Origin of the sequence: Acetilactobacillus jinshanensis (genome assembly GCF_004359375.1) — a bacterium.
Taxonomy (GTDB): Bacteria; Bacillota; Bacilli; order Lactobacillales; family Lactobacillaceae; genus Acetilactobacillus; species Acetilactobacillus jinshanensis.
The window spans coordinates 1384036-1403694 of record NZ_CP034726.1; the positions used below are offsets into that span (position 1 = coordinate 1384036).

A 19659-nucleotide genomic window follows, 5' to 3' on the forward strand; every position below is an offset into this window, starting at 1 on the left:
AACCTCGCTTTACTTAATCATTACTTTTATTTTCGACCAGGTCCAACTCGATCACTGTGGGTCTGATTATTAGGAACCTTTAAGATCTTTGACGGATGACTAACACTTGTCGGGTTATTCAGGAAATAGCTAAAGCTATATCCAGAAAGGTTTACGAAACAAAAGACAAGAATCAAAATCATGAGAAATACAGCTAAAAGTTTATTAGATAACGACATCTTTTCACTGATAACTGATCCATAAAATAATTTTCGAACTTTAGCTCGAACTCGATGTTCTTTTGGATGTTCCTTCTGGGTCTGTCTAGCAATTTTCCGTTGATAAGCATGGATATCAAAATTTTCACGAATTTTACGCTTATCATGCTGGAACTTCTTTTTATTCGGTCTTGAAAGCGACTTAAACCAGTTAGTAAAATGCTGATATTCATCGGTTACCTGTTTAGTGGGTCCAATATCACGTAAGACACCGTAATTAATCCATGCGACTTTATCACATAATAGACGAATCTGATGTAGGTTATGACTAACGAAGATGATCGTCTTATTTTCGGTCTTGAACTTCTGAATGTAATCCAAACATTTTTGATAGAACGTATCATCACCAACGGATAATGCTTCATCAATAATCAAAATATCTGGGTTAACATGAACCGCAATTGAGAAACCTAATCGTGAACGCATCCCGGTTGAATAACTCTTAACTGGCTGGTCAACGAAATCACCAATATCGGCAAAGTTTACGATGTCGTCCATCATGTCATCAATCTGCTTATTGGTTAAGCCTTGCATCAAGGATTTTAACCGAATATTTTCACGACCGGTCAAATTCTTTTTTAAACCAGCACCAATCGCAACGATCGATGTATCACCACGAACGTCAACGTAACCGGTCGTCTGGGGAATGATCCCTGAAATAATGCTTGAAATGGTGGATTTTCCAGAACCATTAACACCAATAATGCCTAACGTTTCACCAGACTTAACTTCAAATGAAACTCCCATTAGCGCCCAGAATTTTGGAACGTTCTCAGATAACGCAAAAAAGGATTTCAGTTTATCAGATTGGGTCTTAAAGAGATCGTACTCTTTGGTGACGTCTTGGACTTTAATTTTATAATTAGCCATTCGATTACTTCCTAATTCGATAAATCAAGATATTACTTACCTATTATATCAAATCCGATTTTGACGTTAAAGATCACTGAAACGCCGCCAGATTAGTCCAATAAGTATGGTGCTGATTATTAATTCGGTACCAGAAACTGTCATTGTTGCGGGTATTAATTGCTAACCGGTCAACGTTGACTTGATTATTCTGCGGTTTAACTCGTGACCATGAATAATAACGATCATGATAATCCGCATCAGCAGCATGATTAGACAACTTGGCTTGAGTATAATTTGGATTTAATTCCTTAGTTTCATGATAATTTAGATACTGAGTACCATGTTCCGGATTACCAGCAAGCCATACCGGTCGGCCAGTATCGTTTTTAATGTGATACCACACGTGTCCCGTATAATTATTTGGCACGATGGCGAACAAATTAGAACTATATACCGGCTTACTAAAACGACTTGGAATCCGTTTGATCATGTTACTAGTCCCGAGAATTGCATTATAAGCTCGGTGTAAATCCATTTCATGAGCCGCAATCTGATACGGGTGATGATAATAGATCGGCTTTACAAATGACAGAGCATCGGCACGAACCCAATACATATCCTTTCGGGAACGACTGAATCGAATTCGGTAATAATGATGACCATTCTTAACGCCCATCATATCTGTATAAACAGGTCGATTAGCACTGGCACTTAAACGTTCCCAGTTATCTAGATCCATACGATTTAAATGATCATAAATCGAGTATTCTCGATAATTCTTGCTAAGTGTTACCTGATCATTCCGGTATAACCGAGCATATTTAACTAACTGAGAATGGGAACTGGCAATCTTTTGCTTATTTTCAGCAACTTTTTTAACGTTGTTAGAATGACGTCGTAACCCATTAACATATTGGGAATATTGCTTCTTAAAATGCTTTATTTTGTTAAAATACGCAGTGACCTTTTTCTTTAGCTTTACGATATGAAGCCGTTTCCAAGTGTTATCCAACAAGGTATTTAAATTATACTGCTGGATTAAACTTACCAAATCCGTAGCATAATTGGGATCAGTCGCATATCTGCTACCCAAGGCATTAGCCGCACTTATACTATCATTAGCGTTTTCGCGCCAGGCACCGCTATAAATTGTCGGATCTCCATAAACTCCGTTTCGGATTAATTGCGCATTATCTTCAAGCGACGCTTCTGGATTCGGATACTTTCTAAAATCACTGTCAATATAATACGGCTGACCCTGCTGGTTATATTCTAATGTTGGCATCGTTACGTATTGACCGTTATACGAACCTTTAACACCAAAATAATTATTAGCTTCCTGGGATAAAGCACTTTGACCAAAGCCACTTTCCAATGCTGCCTGAGCCATCATAACCGATGGGTATAAGTTATACTTATGGGCAACGTTAACTACATCTGGCGAAAGTTGGTTAATAAAATCTTGCTGAACACTGGCCCGAGCGGTACTTCCAAAGCACCAGCTACCGACCATCAGAAAAGTCATTAATACACAAAAGATCCACAGTTTAATATCCTTTTTCATACCTAAAACTAATCCTTCTCATTTTAAATCGTGACTTAAATTAAATGGAAAATGGATTGTCCCCGACAACTCAATCTATTAACAAGCTTAATATGGAATCCGGTTCTTAACGCCCCGTCGATCAGCGTTTAAATCATTTTGCTGATTTTTGTATTTTTTCCAAGTCGCGTTACGACGTTTCATCATTGAACGAAAATTACGGTTATTACGTTTAGTAAATTTCATATAAATACACCTTTCCGTATAATATAAAATTAAAATCATAAAATATGATAGCAAAAATGACCTAAAATTATTTAGGCCATTTCTAGACTTCTATCTTAATTATTCAACAGTTACACTCTTAGCTAAATTACGTGGTTGATCAACGTTCAAGCCCTTATTTAAGCTAGTGTAATATGCTAATAACTGAGCTGGAATGACGCTTAATAATGGTGTTAGCATCTCATCAACGTCTGGCAAGATAAATGAATCACCAGGCTTAGCTAGTGCTCGACGAACAATTGTAAACGTCTTAGCACCACGTGAAGCAGTTTCTTCTAAATTACTTCGACTTAAAGCAGCGGTCTTCTTCTGGGTAATAATGCCAACGACCGGTGTGTTCTTCTGAATTAAAGCAATTGGCCCATGCTTTAATTCACCGGAAGCAAAGCCTTCAGCCTGAATGTATGAAATTTCCTTTAACTTCAAGGCCGCTTCTAATGCAACGTAGAAGTCAGTTCCACGACCAAGGTAAAAGGCGTTATATGATTTAACAAAGTATTTCTTTGCCATCTGGTTAATCTTAGCGTGCTGATCAATAACGGATTGCATCCCAGTAGCTACCAAACTTAACTGGTGACGAAGATTAAAGTCAACGGCGATCTGACGGCCTTTGACTTCACCTAAAGCCTTAGCTAGAACGGCTTCAACCGCAATCTGGGATGTATAAGCCTTAGTAGAAGCAACTGATACTTCTGGGCCAGCGTGTAATAGTAAGGTGTAGTCGGCTTCACGAGATAACGTTGAATGATCAACGTTAGTGATCGTCAAACTTGGGTAATGCATCTTATTGACATTGGTCAAAACAACTCGACTATCAGCAGTTTCACCACTTTGGGTTAGGAAAATAAAGAATGGGTGCTTAGATAAAATCGGGTCGGCATAAGCGAATTCGGATGAAACATGAACTTCAGTTGGAATATGAACCAGCTTTTCAAAGAGGTTCTTACCAACTAAACCAGCATGGTAACTAGTTCCGGCACCAATGATGTATAACCGGTCAGCTTGGTTCATCTTATCAAGAAGCTTATGATCGATCTTTGGTTTACCCTTGGCATCCAAATATAATGTGGTTAACTTTCGCATAATGTTAGGCTGTTCATTAACTTCTTTAAGCATGTAATATGGGTAAGGACCCTTGCCAGTATCCTTATCATCCATGTTGATATGGAATGGCTTACGGTGAACCGGGTTACCGTTTTTATCCTGAATATGGATCGAATGCGGCTTAACAACGACCATTTCACCATCATGTAATTCCAAGAAGTTATGGGTAACGTTAAGCATTGCTAATGAATCGGAACAAACGACGTTACAATCTTTACCAACACCGATCAATAGCGGGTTCTTGTTTTTAGCTAGATATAACGTATCTGGTTCTTCGCGGTCCATTAATAGGAAAGCATAACCAGATCCCTGACCAACTAAACCTAAGGTCTTTAAAAAGGCCTGTTTAGTCGTCATGCCGTCTTTGACGACAAAATGATCAACTAACTGAACAACCACTTCGGTATCGGTCTGACTAGTGAATTTAACGCCCTTTAAGTACTTAGCTCGTAATTCCTTATAGTTTTCAATTACACCATTATGAACTAAATAAAATCGGTCATCCTGGGAAAACTGCGGATGAGCATTAGCACGGTTTACGACACCGTTAGTAGCCCATCGAGTATGACCGATTCCGGCAGTGCCTTTAATTTCAGGCGTTAAAGCTTTCTTTAAATTATCGATCGTTCCGGTTCGTTTTACTAAATGATCGGGACCTTTATCGCTGGTAACGTAAATACCAGCTGAATCATAGCCTCGATATTCTAATTTTTGTAAGCCGTGAACTAAAATGTTAACAGCGTTTTTGTTACCTGTTACACCAACAATGCCACACATTTATAAACACCTTCACATTGCGAATTATTATGATTTCAATTTTATTTTGATTTTAATTTAGGTTAAATATCTAAACTTTCACAAAGTTTACCGTACATTTACACGATAAGAATGTCAATTATTATTCTTATCAACTGTCAATTTTACACTTGTGGTAGATGGCGTCAGAATGACGTTGACTAAGCGGCCGTGTTTATCAAGTGCTTCTAAAGCGGCTTTCGAGTGAACAGTATGATTAACGGTTTTATCAAGCGTTACTAAAGCAACAACTTTATGAATTCGTTTGATTGAACTTGCTGCACCAGAAACCTTAACGGATTTAATGTCAGCAACGGGTTTAGTAACGTGATACCCATTAGCAATCGTTGACCGACTGTATTTAACGTGGACTGGAAAGTTCTCCGTTTTACGCGGTTCAACATGCACTTTAATTATAGACGGTGATAAGTGATAACGGAGCTCGGAGTTCAGGCCACTAACCATCGGGTGAATTCGATGCTCCCCGGCACCAAGTCCGTTAAGATTGGCGTAAACTTTAAAACTCTGGGTATTCATCACCGTAGTTACAAGCGCTGACGGGCCACTCAGATAAACTTTGACCTTTTCAGGATAACCGGTCACAAAATACTTATTACTATTAACATTTAATTGTAATGGGATTGAGACCTGAGCTTTCTTGGTCAAGCTCAGCTGCTGAGTTACGTGGGAACTGGTTTGGTTATTTTGATTATTAGACGGGATTAACCGGGACTGGTTAACGTATACGAACAGCAGAATAGCTAGAACCAGGGATAATAAGCGATAGAACCATTTACTCTTCAAGAATTTATTCATGATGAGGCTCCTTCCCTAATTTACGCTTGAGAAAGTCCCAGCTCTTCGTAATTACGTTTCGTGAATCATAACCAGGCTTTAAAAGCTGTTCCTTCAAGAACTTTAAATAATCCTTTCGGGTCAACCCGTGTAATAACTCACCATCTTTAGTGATTGAAACCTGGCCCGTTTCTTCAGAAACGACGATCGTTAGTGCATCGGTCACTTCAGAAATTCCAACGGCGGCACGGTGACGCGTTCCTAACTCTTTTGGAATTAGATCACTCTGCGAAAGTGGTAAATAGGCAGCAGCGACCGCAATCCGATGGTTCTTAATGATCACAGCACCATCATGCAACGGTGTATTTGGGATAAAAATGTTAATTAATAACGCCCCTGTAATGTGGGCATTTAATTTAATACCAGTTTCGATATAATCTTCTAATCCGGTGTCCATTTGAATCGTAATCAAGGCACCAATTCGACGCCGTGACATGTACTGGATCGCCGTATCCAGAGCCTTGATCATATGACGAGTCTTCATGTTTTCACTCTGGTTATGACTTAGATTGGAACCACGACCCAAGTGCTCAAGCCCACGTCTGATTTCAGGCTGAAAGATAATAATAATGGCAATGACACCCCAGTTAATGATCTGATCCATTAACCATGATACGGTACTAAGACCAGCGTAAACACTGACGATCTTAATAACGGCAATGATTATAATGCCACGAAATAATTGAACGGCTTTCGTACCTTTGAGTAAGATGATTACTTCATAAATCAGGAACCAAATTACTAAAATATCTAATAAACTGCTCAAATGACCGAATAAAAATAAGTGAGCAAAACTTCCCATTCGTAACCACTTCCCAATATAACCTTATTATATCATGCTATATATGGTGGATTTTATTAAATTATTCCCATATAATTACTTTATGTACCGCTGTTAGCTAATGAAGGTGAAATTGTGTTTAAATCTAAGATTAATCAAATTCGAACGTTTTTTATTATTTGGATGATCTTAATCGGGGTCTTTGAAGTTAATACACCGGTGCATTTTTTGGTTCTTAACACCTTCTTAGCGTACATCCCGATCGAATTGAGCTTTCTTTTAATTAATCCAAACGTGAAAAAGCATAATTTACTATTTTGGCCAATTTGGGTAATCTGGTTATTATTTTACCCAAACACGCCCTACATCTTAACGGATCTTTTTCATCTAGCACAATTGCAGCCCTACAACGCCGAAGGCTTAATTAAGCTTTCCACTCCCATGTGGATCAGTTACACATTCCTGTTCGTCAGTGCCGTTGGCTTTGCGTTAATTGGCTTTGACGGCTTGATTAAAATCTCCAGGATCATAGCCAATAAAATTAAAACTAACCCATCGTTAGGGTTGACAATTTCGATCATCACCATTTTGACGTTCCTATCGTCTGTTGGTGTTTTCATCGGTCGTTTCTTAAGAATCCATACAATCTACTTATTCATCAGTCCACGACTATTCATTACACCATTAATTAAAATGTGGCAGCCGCGAATGATGGCTTTCGTATTATTGTTCACGTTCATCCAGTTATTTATTTACTGGATCATCAGTTTAATCGTTAGTGATTACCATAAAAATTAAAAATTTAATTAAAATCTAAAAAGGGATTACTTATAAATATAAGTAATCCCTTTAATTTAGCTATTTTTAAACTATTTGATAATTCTAACTTCAGTATGTAGATGAACGCCACTGTTCTTGTAGACCTGTTGCTGAACATGATGAATAACGTTTAAATAATCAGTTGCGGTAGCGTGATCAACGTTAACGATAAAACCAGCGTGAATTCGTGATACCTGGGCACCACCAGACTGGTAACCCTGCAATTTAGCATCATGAATCAATTGCCCCGCATAATGACCTTTCGGCCGTTTAAACACACTCCCGCATGATGGCCAGTTCAACGGCTGCTTAGAAGCTCGCTGAGCATTGAAGTTATCCATCAGTGACTGAATATGAGTCTGATTACCAGACTTTAATTTAAATTTAGCACTTAAGACAATGTCGTGCGTTTCCTGGATTACACTGTGACGATAACTAAACTTTAACTGCTGATTAGTCAGCGTCTTAATTTGACCGTCCTTAGTTAAAATTTGAGCGGACTCAACAGCTTGACTAGTACTGCCACCGTAAGCTCCGGCGTTCATAAAAACGGCACCACCAACGCTACCAGGAATTCCGGCAGCAAATTCTAATCCGGATAACGAATGCTGACAAGCCAATACCGATACATCAATGATTGGAACTCCAGCTCCGGCAATGATTTCATTCCCTGACAAATGATATTGATTCATATGGGTTAAAATCATTACTAAGCCCTTAATTCCATCATCACTGATGATTAAATTACTGGCGTTGCCTAACGTCGTGATCGGTAAATGATGCTGATTAGCGTAACTTACCAACTGTTTAACGTCATCAACCGTCTTTGGAAAGGCTAGATTTTCAGCATGGCCACCGGTCTTGGTAAATGTATACTTTGAAAGTGGCTCATTTTGTAAGATTTCGATATTATCTATGCTTATGCTACGATTACTCATGATTAATCATCTCTCGTAAAATGTATAACATTATTAATTTTAACACGGAACCAAAATAAATAAGGAAGATAGAAATGAACTTCACCGCGATCGATTTTGAAACGGCCAATCGACAACGAGCAAGTGCCTGTTCACTAGCTTTAACGATCGTTAAAAATGATCAGGTCGTTGACGAAATTTACTCATTAATTAATCCAGAAATTAATTTTAACTGGCAGAACACCAAGGTAAACGGTATTCATTCCAAAGATGTGATCGGTGCACCAACGTTTCCGGAATTATGGAAAGTCATCAAGCCGTTCTTTAACAATAACCAACTAGTCGTTGCGCATAATGCTAATTTTGATAATGCGGTTCTGTGTGACAGCATTGATCGTTACGGCCTGCAACAACCCAGGTATTTAACTTTAGATACTTTAAAATCAACCCGAAAACTATACCCGGGATTTTTAGATTATAAGTTAAATACCGTCTGTGGCCAGTTAAACATCCCGTTAAAAGATCATCATAACGCCCTATGCGACAGTACCGCTTGTGCCCAGATTCTAATTCATGAGCATCAGCAATTTGGCGATACGCTAATTAGACCGTTCATCAACGTCATCAATTAACGTAAATTAAAAGTGATTAAGAATTCATTTCTTAATCACTTTTTTATTAATCTTCATTTCCTGAGCCATAATCGAATGACCCTTTAACCAAATCGTTTTAACGAAGTGAAAGCCGCACTTCTTGTACACGTGAACGGCAGCTTGATTTTGATTCTCAACGGTCAAAAATAACGTCGATAAATCACTGTAAGTTTGGAACCAACGGATTGCTTCCTGAACTAAACGGGTCCCTAAGCCCAAATTCCAGTATTTCTTTTCAACCGCAACGCCTAATTCACCAATCCCAGATTTTACCTGTTGAACGGTAACTAGACCAACAGCTTGATGCGACGCTTTTATGATAATAATGACGTTACCCAACGTATGATTGATTAACTCGATCTGTCTTTGTTCCTGAGCAACGGAAATCTTTGACCAACTCGGGTCGATCGTCACCGTTTTAGTTTCTTGGGACAACTGTTTAGTTAATTTTAAAAGCGTTGCAGCATCACTCGGATCAGCCGTTTTAATTATAAAAGCCGTTGACATCATTACTTCAAAGCTTTCTTAATAACATTCTCAAAGTGTTTGCCATGTGGTTCAAAATAAAGCGTTCGGTAATTATCGCCCTTGGAATCATCACGACGAAAAACGATTCGTAAATTGTGAGGTGGTAATTCATCAGCAATGTATTTTGACCACTCAACGACGTTAATACCGTCACCATTAAAGTATTCTTCTAGGCCCATGTCTTCACCGCTACCGTCATCTAAACGGTAAGCGTCCATGTGATATAACGGGACTCGGCCTTCTTTATACTCTCTAATGATGACGTAGGTTGGGCTTAAGATCGGTCGTTTAATACCTAAGCCTTTCGCAAGACCTTTGGTAAACGTCGTCTTACCAGCACCTAAATCACCGTCTAATAGTAAAACATCCGGTGGATTAAGGTATGGTGCAATTTTTTTACCGATCATTTCAGTTTGTTTAGCGTTTTTTGATTCTAATTTAAGCACGTTAATCACCACGATTTATTTGATTGACTGAAGAGCATTAATGATCGCAATTCGATAGATATCACTAGCACTGCAGCCACGAGAAAGGTCTGATACAGGATACTTAAGGCCCTGTAAAATCGGCCCTAAAGCTTCATAACCGCCCAAGCGCTGAACTAATTTGTAACCGATGTTGCCTGACTGTAATTCAGGAAAAATCAGGACGTTAGCGTGTCCAGCCACTTTAGATCCAGGGGCCTTTAATTCAGCGACTTCGGGTACCAATGCAGCATCTAACTGTAATTCACCGTCAATCGCTAACTTAGGATCTTTCTGACGAGCTAACTGAGTTGCTTGCTGAACGCTAGTAACCATCGGTCCTTTAGCAGAACCCTTAGTTGAAAAGCTAAGCATGGCAACCTTTGGATCGATCCCAAATAATTTAGCGGTCTTGGCACTTTCGACCGCAACCTCACTCATGGCGTCGGCATCTAACGTTAAATTAATGGCACAGTCAGCAAAGACATAACGATGATCACCCTTAACCATGAGAAATGCACCACTAACTCGCTTAACACCAGGCTTGGTCTTGATGATCTGTAAAGCTGGGCGAACGGTATCAGCAGTTGGGTGAATGGCTCCGGATACCATCCCGTCAACTAGACGCATGTAAACTAGCATGGTGCCGAAATAGTTCGGATCCTGCAGCCATTGTTTAGCCTGTTCACGAGTGGTCTTGCCGTGACGACGGGCAACTAATGCATTAAGCATCTTGTCATAATCAGCTTTTGGATATTTCTTAATATCAATAATTTTAACGTGATTTAAGTTTAAGCCATTTTGATTAGCGAGATCTTTAATCTTATCAGCTGATCCCAATAAAACGGGTTCAACAACTTGATCGTTAGCTAATTTAGCGGCAGCTTCTAAGACTCGGAAGTCGCCACCTTCTGGGAAAACAATCTTCTGATGATGACCTTTTACTTCTGTTTTTAACTGGTCTAAAAGATTCAATGTTATGCCTCCAGATCTTTCTTTGCTTGAGCCACGGTTACGTGTTCTGGTAATTGCCAATCAATCGGCTTTTCACCCAATGCTTTTAAAGCTTCGTTCGTCTTAGAAAACGGACGGGAGCCAAAGAAGCCACGGTTAGCGGATAACGGACTTGGGTGTGCAGACTGCAGAACCACGTTCTTTGAAGTATCGATTAATTTGATCTTATTTCTGGCCGCACGGCCCCATAAGATAAAGACAACGGGCTTTTTACGTTCTGATAATTTCTGAATCGCGGCATCGGTCAAACGTTCCCAGCCTTTGCCTTTATGAGAAAAGGCTTGACCGTTGCGAACCGTCAAAACCGAATTCAAAAGCAGAACGCCTTCTTTAGCCCACTTAATCAAGCAGCCATGATGAACCGGTTTAATACCTAAATCATTATACAATTCTTTATAAATGTTCTGTAAGGACGGCGGAATCTTAACATCCGGCATTACAGAAAAACTCAACCCTTGAGCCTGATGTGGTTCATGGTAAGGATCCTGGCCTAAAATAACGACCTTGACTTTGTTAAATGGCGTTAATTTAAAGGCTTCAAAGATATTATCCATTGATGGATGAATGTAATGATTATTGTATTCATGAACTAAAAAGACACGTAAACGCTGGTAGTACTCTTTTTCAAATTCTGGCTTTAGAACGTCCCACCAGTCATTATCGATAAAACGACGCATATTCACACCTCTTAGATAATCATATCATACATTACTAAATTAACGACCATAATAAAAAAGTCCCTCTTAAAGGGACCGTTGATTTAAAATTTAATAATGTTTCATATATCTAGCAACTTCACGTTTTTCAGCCCGCTTCTTAATGGCGGCTCGTTTATCATACTCATGCTTACCTTTTGCCACACCAATTAAGACTTTAGCAAAACCGTGCTTAATGTAGATCTTTAAGGGAACTAACGTAATCCCCTTTTTCTGCACAGCATCCGCCATTCGGTGAATTTCACGTTTATGAAGCAGAAGTTTACGGTCTCGCCGAGGATTAACGTTATAAATATTACCTTCGGCATAGGGACTGATGTGAACATTTTCTAAGTAAGCCTGGCCATTACGAATTCGGGCAAACCCATCTTTTAAGTTAACCCGATGAGCTCGAATTGATTTAATTTCGGTTCCCTTTAAAACCATCCCGGCTTCATAGGTCTGTAAAATCGAATAATCATGACGAGCCTTACGATTTTGGGCCATTAAATTCTGATTTTTAGAATGACGTTTAGCCAAGGTAGTTCACCTCTAGTCAATCAATGATTGGATTTTGAAACGTTTTTAATCTTGTAGGATTTCCAAGAGTTACCTTGATGGCCATGGTTATTGCCATGACTACGGTGATCATTGTTACCGTGGCCATTGTGACGATGGCCAAAGAACTTATGACCATAAGTGTGGCCATGACCATGATGAAATCCATGTGATCTATGATCATTATTAGCATGATTATCATTGTGAGAACCAAAATGATTATGACCGTGGAAATGTCCATGGTGGAAGCCATGCGACTTGTGATCATCATTGTTATTGTCATGGTTATGAGAGCCAAAGTGACCGTAACCATGACCATGGAAGTGGTTATTGAAATGACGGTGGCCATGACTATGTCTTGGTGGCAAGATATTCGTCTTCGGTGCATCTTCAGGGTCGACAACGGTGAAGTCAATCTGACTCTGATCAACATCGACATGAATAACTTTAACCTTGACTGTTTGACCGATTCGATAAGTTCGACGAGTATGAACACCAACTAAGGCCATGTACTTATCGACGTACTTGTAGAAGTCATCGTTCATTCGACTAATGTGAACCAAGCCTTCAATGGTGTTTGGTAACTGAATGAACATCCCAAACTTCATAACTGAACTAACGGTGGCGTTAAAGACTTCACCGATGTGATCAGCCATGTATTCAGCTTCCTTCATGGAATCAGTATCACGTTCAGTTTGAACTTCACGAACTTCACATTCGGATGAATGATCTGCAATGGCTTCTAAGGCACCACCAAAGTGAGCTTTCGACTGGTCATTAATGCCATGTTTGCCATAATAATGAATCATGCGATTAACCATGGTATCTGGGTAACGACGAATCGGCGAAGTGAAATGTGTGTAGTACTTCATAGCTAACCCAAAGTGACCTAATTCTTGGTCAGTATAACGAGCTTTCTGCATACTACGAAGCATCATAACTGAAATGACTGGTTCCTGAGGAGTTCCAGCGACCTTATCCAAAATCTTCTGGAAAGTCTTCGGCTTGATGTGATGACGTAGATCACCATGAACTTCAATCCCTAAGACGTTCAAGAGATTGATAAAGTCCTTAACCTTGGCCTTATCGGGATTTTCGTGGACACGGTAAATAAACGGAACGTGCTTCTTATAGTACGTCTTGGCAACCGTTTCGTTGGCAGCTAGCATCATAGATTCAACCATGCGTTCACCAATTCCACGATGACGAACTCGAACGTCGATCGGATGACCCTTTTTATCAACGATAATTTCAGGTTCAGGGTTATCAAATGAAATGGCACCTAAACGCTGACGATGCTTTAACAAAATCTTATGAAGATGTGCCATCGTTTGTAACATTGGTACGACGTCGGCATACTTCTTCATCATTTCAGGATCATGTTTTTCTAAAATGGCGTTCACTTCGTTGTACGTCATCCGGTGATCAGAATGCATGTAACTTGGGTGAATACGACTCTTAATGATGTCACCCTTAGGCGTGATCTCCATTTCACAACTCATGCATAAACGTAACTTGCCTTCGAAAAGTGAGCAAATTCCGTTTGAGAGTCGACGCGGTAACATTGGAATGACACGGTCAGTTAAGTAAACGGAAGTTCCACGTTTAAAGGCTTCTTTATCAATGGCACTACCCGCTTTAACGTAATGACCAACATCGGCAATGTGAACACCTAAATGATAGTTACCGTTTGGTAATTTCCATGCGGTTCCGGCATCATCTAAATCTTTTGATTCGTCACCATCAATCGTAATTAACTTCTGGTGGGTAATGTCTTCACGGCCCTTTAATTCCGGTTTAGTAACGTGATCCGGAATGGCGTCGGCTTCCTGTAATACGTTTTCAGGGAACTGTGACGGAACTTTATGTGAATAAACGATCTGTAGAATATCAATTCCAGGGTCATCCACACTACCGATAATTTCTTTAGCGACACCTACCATGTAATCAGGATGATCATCATTTGGGTATTCGGTAATGTCAGCGGTGATTACTTCACCAGGAGTTGGTTTTAAGCCAACGTCATTAACGTAAAACTTAAGTCCCTGTAACTTATGGTCCTTTAACTTAACCTGACCATAGAAATTCTTATCGTCAGATTTGGCAAAAGCACCCACAACCTGGCTGTAGCTACGTTCTTTGATCTTATCAACAGCACCTTCAGGACCCTTTTTAGAACCGGGTTCAGCAGGACGAATGATTCTCATGTCAACGACATCACCGTTCATGGCGTGCATCGTGTGATCCGGTGCAATATATGCATCCGGTAAGGTGTCATCATAGCGAACGAAACCGAAGCCCTTTGGATTAGAATTGAAAGTTCCTTCTAATTCTAACTTCGTTGGGTTGATATGAAACTTATCCTTATCAACGATGATCATTTTTTCACGTTCAAGTTCCGCAATTACGGGAACGATCATTTTAAAGGCGGCTGACCCCGAGTAACCTAATCGTTGAGCAATTTTCTCAACGGTGAAGTCTTCTTTTGGGTAACCCCTTAAGATATTTACAATGTTTAACTTTAAAGTACTATCCACAATTAATTCCTCATTAAATTTTCTAACATTTACTTGTATTTTTTATCAATTTTAAAAACGATTATTAAAAAATCCCCTGACTTATTGTGCAGGGGACCCATTTACTTAATGTGCTGATAACCATGCTAAGATTAAAGCGGCAGCAAAGAAGATAACACCTAAGACAACGGTGACTTTTTGCATGAAGCCTTCGAAGCCACGTGACTTATGTGAAAATAAATTATTAGCACCACCGGTTAAAGATCCCATGGCACTACTGGTCTTAGCTGGCTGCATCAAAACAGCGATAATAATTAAAATGCTATCGACCAATATTACAGACATGAAAAAGTTATACAAACAACTGCCCCCTAAAGGCTCGATATTAAGATTTAGGTTATACAATAAACTCTATCATACAATCTGAATAACTTTCAACCTAATTATAATTCAAGATAGCAGTCGGTCCAATAACGTATCGTAAATCGGTCGACCGTCCAATAGGTCATCAACCACGTAAGCAACCACGACGACCAGGCTTAAAGCCGCTAAATGATGCAACGTGCCAATCATTTCAGTAATTAATAAAATCGAAGTTAACGGCGATTTAGTAACACAAGCAAAATAGCCAGCCATCGCGACCGCAACAAATGATGCTAAGTAAACTGGTGACATTCCGTTCAGATCAATTAAGATCCGTGCATATCCAGCGCCGGTCAACGCACCAAAGGTTAAGATTGGCAGAAAAATACCACCAGGTAAGCCACTGCCAAACGCCAATGACGACCCAATCAATCGAATTATGAAGTAGCCAGCAATTACAAGAAACGGGAACGATGTCTTAACAACCAGGTGAATTAACCCGGAGCCGGTCCCAATTAACTGTGGCCAGATGATCCCGATTGGGATCATGAAAAGAAGTGGAATGATTGGTTTTGTCCATCCTGGAAGTTTATGAAATCGATAAACTTTGGACGAATTTAACGTTACGACTTTATATCCAAAGCCTAGAAAACCAATAATAATCCCCATAATGATAAGTTGTGGGAACAGATCCAACGGAATTGCACGCACTCTAGGAACATACAATAACGGAAGTTTGCCAAAGATACTCATGGAAACTAAATCTGATGCCACGGCAGCACTTAAAGTGATCAACCAGACCATCGTCGAGAAACCATGATATACCGTTTCTAAGACAAATAATGAACTAGCTAACGGAGTATTAAAAACAGCCGTTAGCCCAGCTGCCGCTCCACCAGCAATCATTAATTTAGTCCGTTCATGATTCTGGTGGGTCATTGATGCGACTCCCTGGGCCACAGAGCCACCTAATTGAATTGACGGTCCTTCATGGCCCATAAAGACTCCACTTCCAACGGTTAAGGTACTGGTGATAAATTTTCGCCATAAAACTGGCCACCAGTAATACCATTTACGGTCCGTTAACTCTGCTTCAATCTGTGGAATTCCTGAGCCGCTTACGGCTGAAAAATTATTGATAATCTTACCGATAACGACGGCTAAAGCGACGTTAATTAACAGGATTACCCAGATTAGATTGAGATTAGTTCGACAGGCAATATAAAGATATTTAAGACCCGTAAACATTACTTGAACTAGCCAGCGGAAAGCACTGACTACCGCTCCTGAACTAATCCCAACGACAATGCCAAGTAACACCATCCAAAAATGGTTTCGACTAAGTTTACGCAAATTCAATCACGCTTTTAGTCTCTAAATTTAATTAACTTTAAGAACGTTGACGGCTTCAAACTTGAGCCACCGGCTAGGACACCATCAATATCAGTTTGCTTCATAAGTGAACTGACGTTTCTAGGGGTAACACTACCACCGTACAAGATTCTGATCCGGTCTGCGATTGCGTCTGAATAAATATCAGACAGGGTGTGCCGAATCAAATAGCAACCTTCTTCAGCTTCGTCAGGTGACGCACTGTGGCCGGTACCAATTGCCCAACTCGGTTCATAGGCAATCGTGACACGGCTAGCTTGATCTGCGGGAACGTGTTGCAGAGCTGAAATCACTTGGGTGACGACCCATTTAGACGGCTTACCGGAACCCAAACGGCCCATCGTTTCATCACAGCAGACGATTGGGTACATATGGTTCCTTAATACAGCCCGGATTTTCTGATTAATGAAGTGGTCACTTTCGTGAAAATACTTTCGTCGTTCTGAATGACCAACGATAACGTAGTGAACGCCCATTTCAGCTAACGCTTTCGGGCTAACCTCACCGGTATAAGCACCGCTATCTTTGTAATAACAGTTTTCAGCACCGACTCTTAACGGTAAATGATGCTTGCGAACGTAATCAATCATCGTTTGTAAAAACAATGGTGAAGCCGCAATGGCCGTTTCAATCTGATCAGGCTTTGGTAAATGTCCGGTCAACTGTTTTAAATACGGAACGACCTTATTAAGCGTTAAATTCATTTTCCAATTTCCAGCAATGAAAGGAATCCTCTTTTTAGAATTTGACAATCCGGTCCCTTCTTTCTACCTAAATAGTATCTGACTTTATTTTACTATATATTCATTAAATAAAACATTTTCTTGAATAAAAAACAAAAAGCCCGGTAAAACTACCGAGCTTCAAATTAATTTTTAAATTAAATGATTTACTTGTTACTAATGGATGCAATACCAGGTAATACGTTACCTTCTAAGTACTGTAATGAAGCACCACCACCGGTGGATACATGGCTAATGTCATTATCTAAGCCTAATGAGTGGATAGCAGCAGTAGAATCACCACCACCAACGATCGTGATAGCGTTCTTTAAGGTGCCTAAGAACTTACCAATGGCTAAGGTACCTTTGGCAAAGTTACTCATTTCGCAAACACCCATTGGTCCGTTCCAAACAACGGTCTTTGCATTGCTCAAAACAGATTCGAACTTCTTAATGGACTTAGGACCGATGTCTAATGCCATCATGCCATCAGGAACTTCTTTAGAAACGGTAGTCTTGGCATCATTAGCGAACTTATCAGCACATACGGAGTCAACTGGTAAGACGATCTTGTCACCAGCTTTAGCTAAGATCTTCTTAGCTAACGGAATCTTATCTTTTTCAACTAATGACTTACCAATCTTTAAACCTTTAGCTGCATAGAAGGTGTATGCCATACCACCAGCGATGATAACTTTATCAACCTTTGGTAATAAGTTATCGATAACACCGATCTTACTGGATACTTTAGCACCACCTAAAATGGCAACGAATGGACGCTTAGGATTGTTAACAGCGTGGCCTAAGTACTTGATTTCTTTCTGCATTAAGAAACCAACGGCAGTTGGCTTACCAGCTTTCTTCATAGCGTCAGCGATACCAACATTAGAAGCATGCTTACGGTGAGCAGTACCAAAGGCATCGTTAACGAAGCAGTCACCTAATGAAGCCCAGTACTGACCTAACTTAGGGTCATTACCATGTTCACGCTTGATGTGCTTACCATTAACAACATCCTGGAAACGAGTGTTTTCAGCTAATAAGACGTCGCCATCTTTCATCTTACTGATGGCAGCCTTCATTGGCTTACTGTTAACAGGGTCTTCAGCAGGCTTATCTGGATCAGCATAAGGAACAAAGATAACTGGCTGATCTAATAATTTGGATAAGCGCTTTGCAACTGGCTTTAAGGATTTGCCCTTCTTGTCAGCTTCAGTATTGATACGGCCTAAGTGAGCAAAAATAATGGATTTGCCGTGATGAGCAATAACGTACTTAATAGTTGGTAATGCGGCTTTGATACGAGTATCATCCTGGATCTTACCGTTCTTCATTGGAACGTTAAAGTCTAAACGCATTACGACTTTTTTATCATTAAGATTTAAATCTTTAATCGTTACTTTGGACATAACAATTACCTCCCTTTTTCAAAAATAAAAGGCAGAGGAAGATATAACCTCCTCCGCCTTTTATACTAAACGTTTCAGTTATAATCGATAATTATAATGAAGCGAAGTGTAATAAGGTTCTTACCATGTTGCAGGTAAAGCCATATTCATTATCGTACCATGCGATGATACGTACGATCTGTTCACCTTCATCACCAGAGATGACTTTAGTGAATGCTGGTTCGAATAATGAACCATGGGTATCATCACGTACATCAGTAGAAACGATGCGGTCAGGAGTGTAACCGAAAGCATCGTTATGCTTGCTTTCTAAGTACTTGTTAACTTGGTCAGCAGTAACTTTAGTCTTTGGTACGAAGTCTAACTGAGTAATTGAGCAGTCAGGACTTGGAACACGTAATGCGTAACCAGTTAACTTACCGTTTAATTCAGGAACAACTAAGCCGATAGCCTTAGCAGCACCAGAAGTATGTGGAATAATGTTAACGGCAGCAGCACGGTTGTTCTGTACCTTCTTACTGTTAGGGCCATCTAAAGTAGCCTGAGTAGCAGTGTAAGAATGAGCAGTTACCATGGAACCAACTTTGATACCGAACTTCTTGTTGATCCAGTATGCCATTGGTGCTAAGCAACTAGTGGTACAAGAACCAGCAGAAACGATCTTATCATCGCTAGTTAAAGTATCTAAGTTAACGTTAGGAACAACGGTCTTAACATCATTACCAGCAGGTGCAGAAATTAATACACGCTTAGCACCAGCCTTGATGTGAGCCATTGACTTCTGCTTAGAAGTGTAGAAACCAGTACATTCCAATACGAAGTCAACGCCATCGTTCTTAACCCACGGAATCTTGGATGCGTCAGGTTGAGCGTATACTGGGTATTCTTTACCATCAACAACGATACCCTTGTTATCATCAGCAACAGAAACTTTGCCTGGGTATCTGCCATGAGTAGAATCATACTTAAGTAAGTATGCTAACATTGCAGGAGTAGTTAAATCATTGATAGCAACAACTTTAATCTTGTCAGAGTTTAACTGGGCGATACGACGAAATGCTAAACGGCCGATACGTCCAAAACCATTAATACCAATTTTAACAGTCATATAATGTTTTCCTCCCTTAAAAACATCTA

20 protein-coding genes are annotated in these 19659 nt (G+C 39.8%); 2 read left to right on the forward strand and 18 right to left on the reverse strand.

Annotation, left to right across the window (positions count from 1 at the left end):
• Nucleotides 1-26 precede the first annotated feature (26 nt).
• From ELX58_RS06675 to cdaA, 6 genes are all read right to left on the reverse strand, one after another.
• Complete coding sequence (locus ELX58_RS06675) at nucleotides 27-1127, reverse strand: ABC transporter ATP-binding protein (RefSeq protein WP_133442344.1); 1101 nt, start codon at nucleotides 1125-1127, stop codon at nucleotides 27-29.
• A 73-nt stretch (nucleotides 1128-1200) separates the two neighbouring features.
• The gene (locus ELX58_RS06680) at nucleotides 1201-2673 is read right to left on the reverse strand and encodes a glycoside hydrolase family 73 protein (RefSeq protein WP_133442345.1); all 1473 of its coding nucleotides are present in this window, start codon (nucleotides 2671-2673) and stop codon (nucleotides 1201-1203) included.
• 87 nt (nucleotides 2674-2760) lie between these two features.
• Nucleotides 2761-2898, reverse strand: coding sequence for a hypothetical protein (locus ELX58_RS07990; protein WP_174919255.1), 138 nt, complete (start codon nucleotides 2896-2898; stop codon nucleotides 2761-2763).
• A 99-nt stretch (nucleotides 2899-2997) separates the two neighbouring features.
• A complete protein-coding gene (gene glmS / locus ELX58_RS06685; RefSeq protein ID WP_133442346.1) occupies nucleotides 2998-4818 on the reverse strand; it encodes a glutamine--fructose-6-phosphate transaminase (isomerizing) in 1821 nt (606 codons plus the stop codon).
• Nucleotides 4819-4932: 114 nt separating this feature from the next.
• Nucleotides 4933-5652 carry a CdaR family protein gene (locus ELX58_RS06690; protein WP_133442347.1) on the reverse strand — a complete coding sequence of 240 codons (720 nt, stop codon included), beginning with the start codon at nucleotides 5650-5652 and terminating at the stop codon, nucleotides 4933-4935.
• On the reverse strand, nucleotides 5645-6493 hold the full coding sequence (gene cdaA, locus ELX58_RS06695) for a diadenylate cyclase CdaA (protein WP_133442348.1): 849 nt from the start codon (nucleotides 6491-6493) through the stop codon (nucleotides 5645-5647). Before cdaA ends, ELX58_RS06690 begins: the two co-directional genes overlap by 8 nt.
• A 114-nt stretch (nucleotides 6494-6607) precedes the next feature.
• Between cdaA and ELX58_RS06700 the strand changes: the two genes are divergently transcribed.
• A complete protein-coding gene (locus tag ELX58_RS06700; protein ID WP_236747669.1) occupies nucleotides 6608-7270 on the forward strand; it encodes a DUF1361 domain-containing protein in 663 nt (220 codons plus the stop codon).
• 71 nt (nucleotides 7271-7341) lie between these two features.
• Here the strand turns inward: ELX58_RS06700 and murB are convergent, their stop codons facing one another.
• Nucleotides 7342-8229, reverse strand: a complete 888-nt coding sequence (murB, locus tag ELX58_RS06705; RefSeq protein WP_133442349.1) for a UDP-N-acetylmuramate dehydrogenase — start codon at nucleotides 8227-8229, stop codon at nucleotides 7342-7344.
• 74 nt (nucleotides 8230-8303) lie between these two features.
• Between murB and ELX58_RS06710 the strand changes: the two genes are divergently transcribed.
• A complete protein-coding gene (locus ELX58_RS06710) occupies nucleotides 8304-8840 on the forward strand; it encodes a 3'-5' exonuclease (protein ID WP_133442350.1) in 537 nt (178 codons plus the stop codon).
• A gap of 24 nt (nucleotides 8841-8864) precedes the next feature.
• Here ELX58_RS06710 and ELX58_RS06715 read toward each other — a convergent pair whose 3' ends face one another.
• From ELX58_RS06715 to gap, 11 genes are all read right to left on the reverse strand, one after another.
• Complete coding sequence (locus ELX58_RS06715) at nucleotides 8865-9371, reverse strand: GNAT family N-acetyltransferase (RefSeq protein WP_133442351.1); 507 nt, start codon at nucleotides 9369-9371, stop codon at nucleotides 8865-8867.
• On the reverse strand, nucleotides 9371-9796 hold the full coding sequence (gene tsaE, locus ELX58_RS06720; protein ID WP_236747726.1) for a tRNA (adenosine(37)-N6)-threonylcarbamoyltransferase complex ATPase subunit type 1 TsaE: 426 nt from the start codon (nucleotides 9794-9796) through the stop codon (nucleotides 9371-9373). Before tsaE ends, ELX58_RS06715 begins: the two co-directional genes overlap by 1 nt.
• A gap of 54 nt (nucleotides 9797-9850) precedes the next feature.
• On the reverse strand, nucleotides 9851-10828 hold the full coding sequence (pta, locus tag ELX58_RS06725) for a phosphate acetyltransferase (protein ID WP_133442353.1): 978 nt from the start codon (nucleotides 10826-10828) through the stop codon (nucleotides 9851-9853).
• A gap of 2 nt (nucleotides 10829-10830) precedes the next feature.
• On the reverse strand, nucleotides 10831-11544 hold the full coding sequence (locus ELX58_RS06730) for a uracil-DNA glycosylase (RefSeq protein ID WP_133442354.1): 714 nt from the start codon (nucleotides 11542-11544) through the stop codon (nucleotides 10831-10833).
• Between the two features lie 90 nt (nucleotides 11545-11634).
• Nucleotides 11635-12069, reverse strand: coding sequence for an SsrA-binding protein SmpB (gene smpB, locus ELX58_RS06735; protein WP_236747727.1), 435 nt, complete (start codon nucleotides 12067-12069; stop codon nucleotides 11635-11637).
• A 53-nt stretch (nucleotides 12070-12122) separates the two neighbouring features.
• Entirely contained in the window at nucleotides 12123-14660 is a 2538-nt protein-coding gene (gene rnr, locus ELX58_RS06740) for a ribonuclease R (protein WP_133442356.1), read from the reverse strand.
• A 102-nt stretch (nucleotides 14661-14762) separates the two neighbouring features.
• Entirely contained in the window at nucleotides 14763-14981 is a 219-nt protein-coding gene (gene secG / locus ELX58_RS06745) for a preprotein translocase subunit SecG (protein ID WP_418620999.1), read from the reverse strand.
• 105 nt (nucleotides 14982-15086) lie between these two features.
• Nucleotides 15087-16352, reverse strand: coding sequence for a ClC family H(+)/Cl(-) exchange transporter (locus tag ELX58_RS06750; protein WP_133442358.1), 1266 nt, complete (start codon nucleotides 16350-16352; stop codon nucleotides 15087-15089).
• 14 nt (nucleotides 16353-16366) lie between these two features.
• Nucleotides 16367-17095: a triose-phosphate isomerase gene (gene tpiA / locus ELX58_RS06755; protein ID WP_133442594.1), complete on the reverse strand. Its 729-nt coding sequence runs from the start codon at nucleotides 17093-17095 to the stop codon at nucleotides 16367-16369.
• A gap of 185 nt (nucleotides 17096-17280) precedes the next feature.
• Nucleotides 17281-18522 (reverse strand): phosphoglycerate kinase, encoded by a 1242-nt coding sequence (locus ELX58_RS06760; RefSeq protein WP_133442359.1) that lies wholly within the window; start codon nucleotides 18520-18522, stop codon nucleotides 17281-17283.
• Between the two features lie 91 nt (nucleotides 18523-18613).
• On the reverse strand, nucleotides 18614-19630 hold the full coding sequence (gap, locus tag ELX58_RS06765) for a type I glyceraldehyde-3-phosphate dehydrogenase (RefSeq protein ID WP_133442360.1): 1017 nt from the start codon (nucleotides 19628-19630) through the stop codon (nucleotides 18614-18616).
• Between the last annotated feature and the right edge of the window lie 29 nt (nucleotides 19631-19659).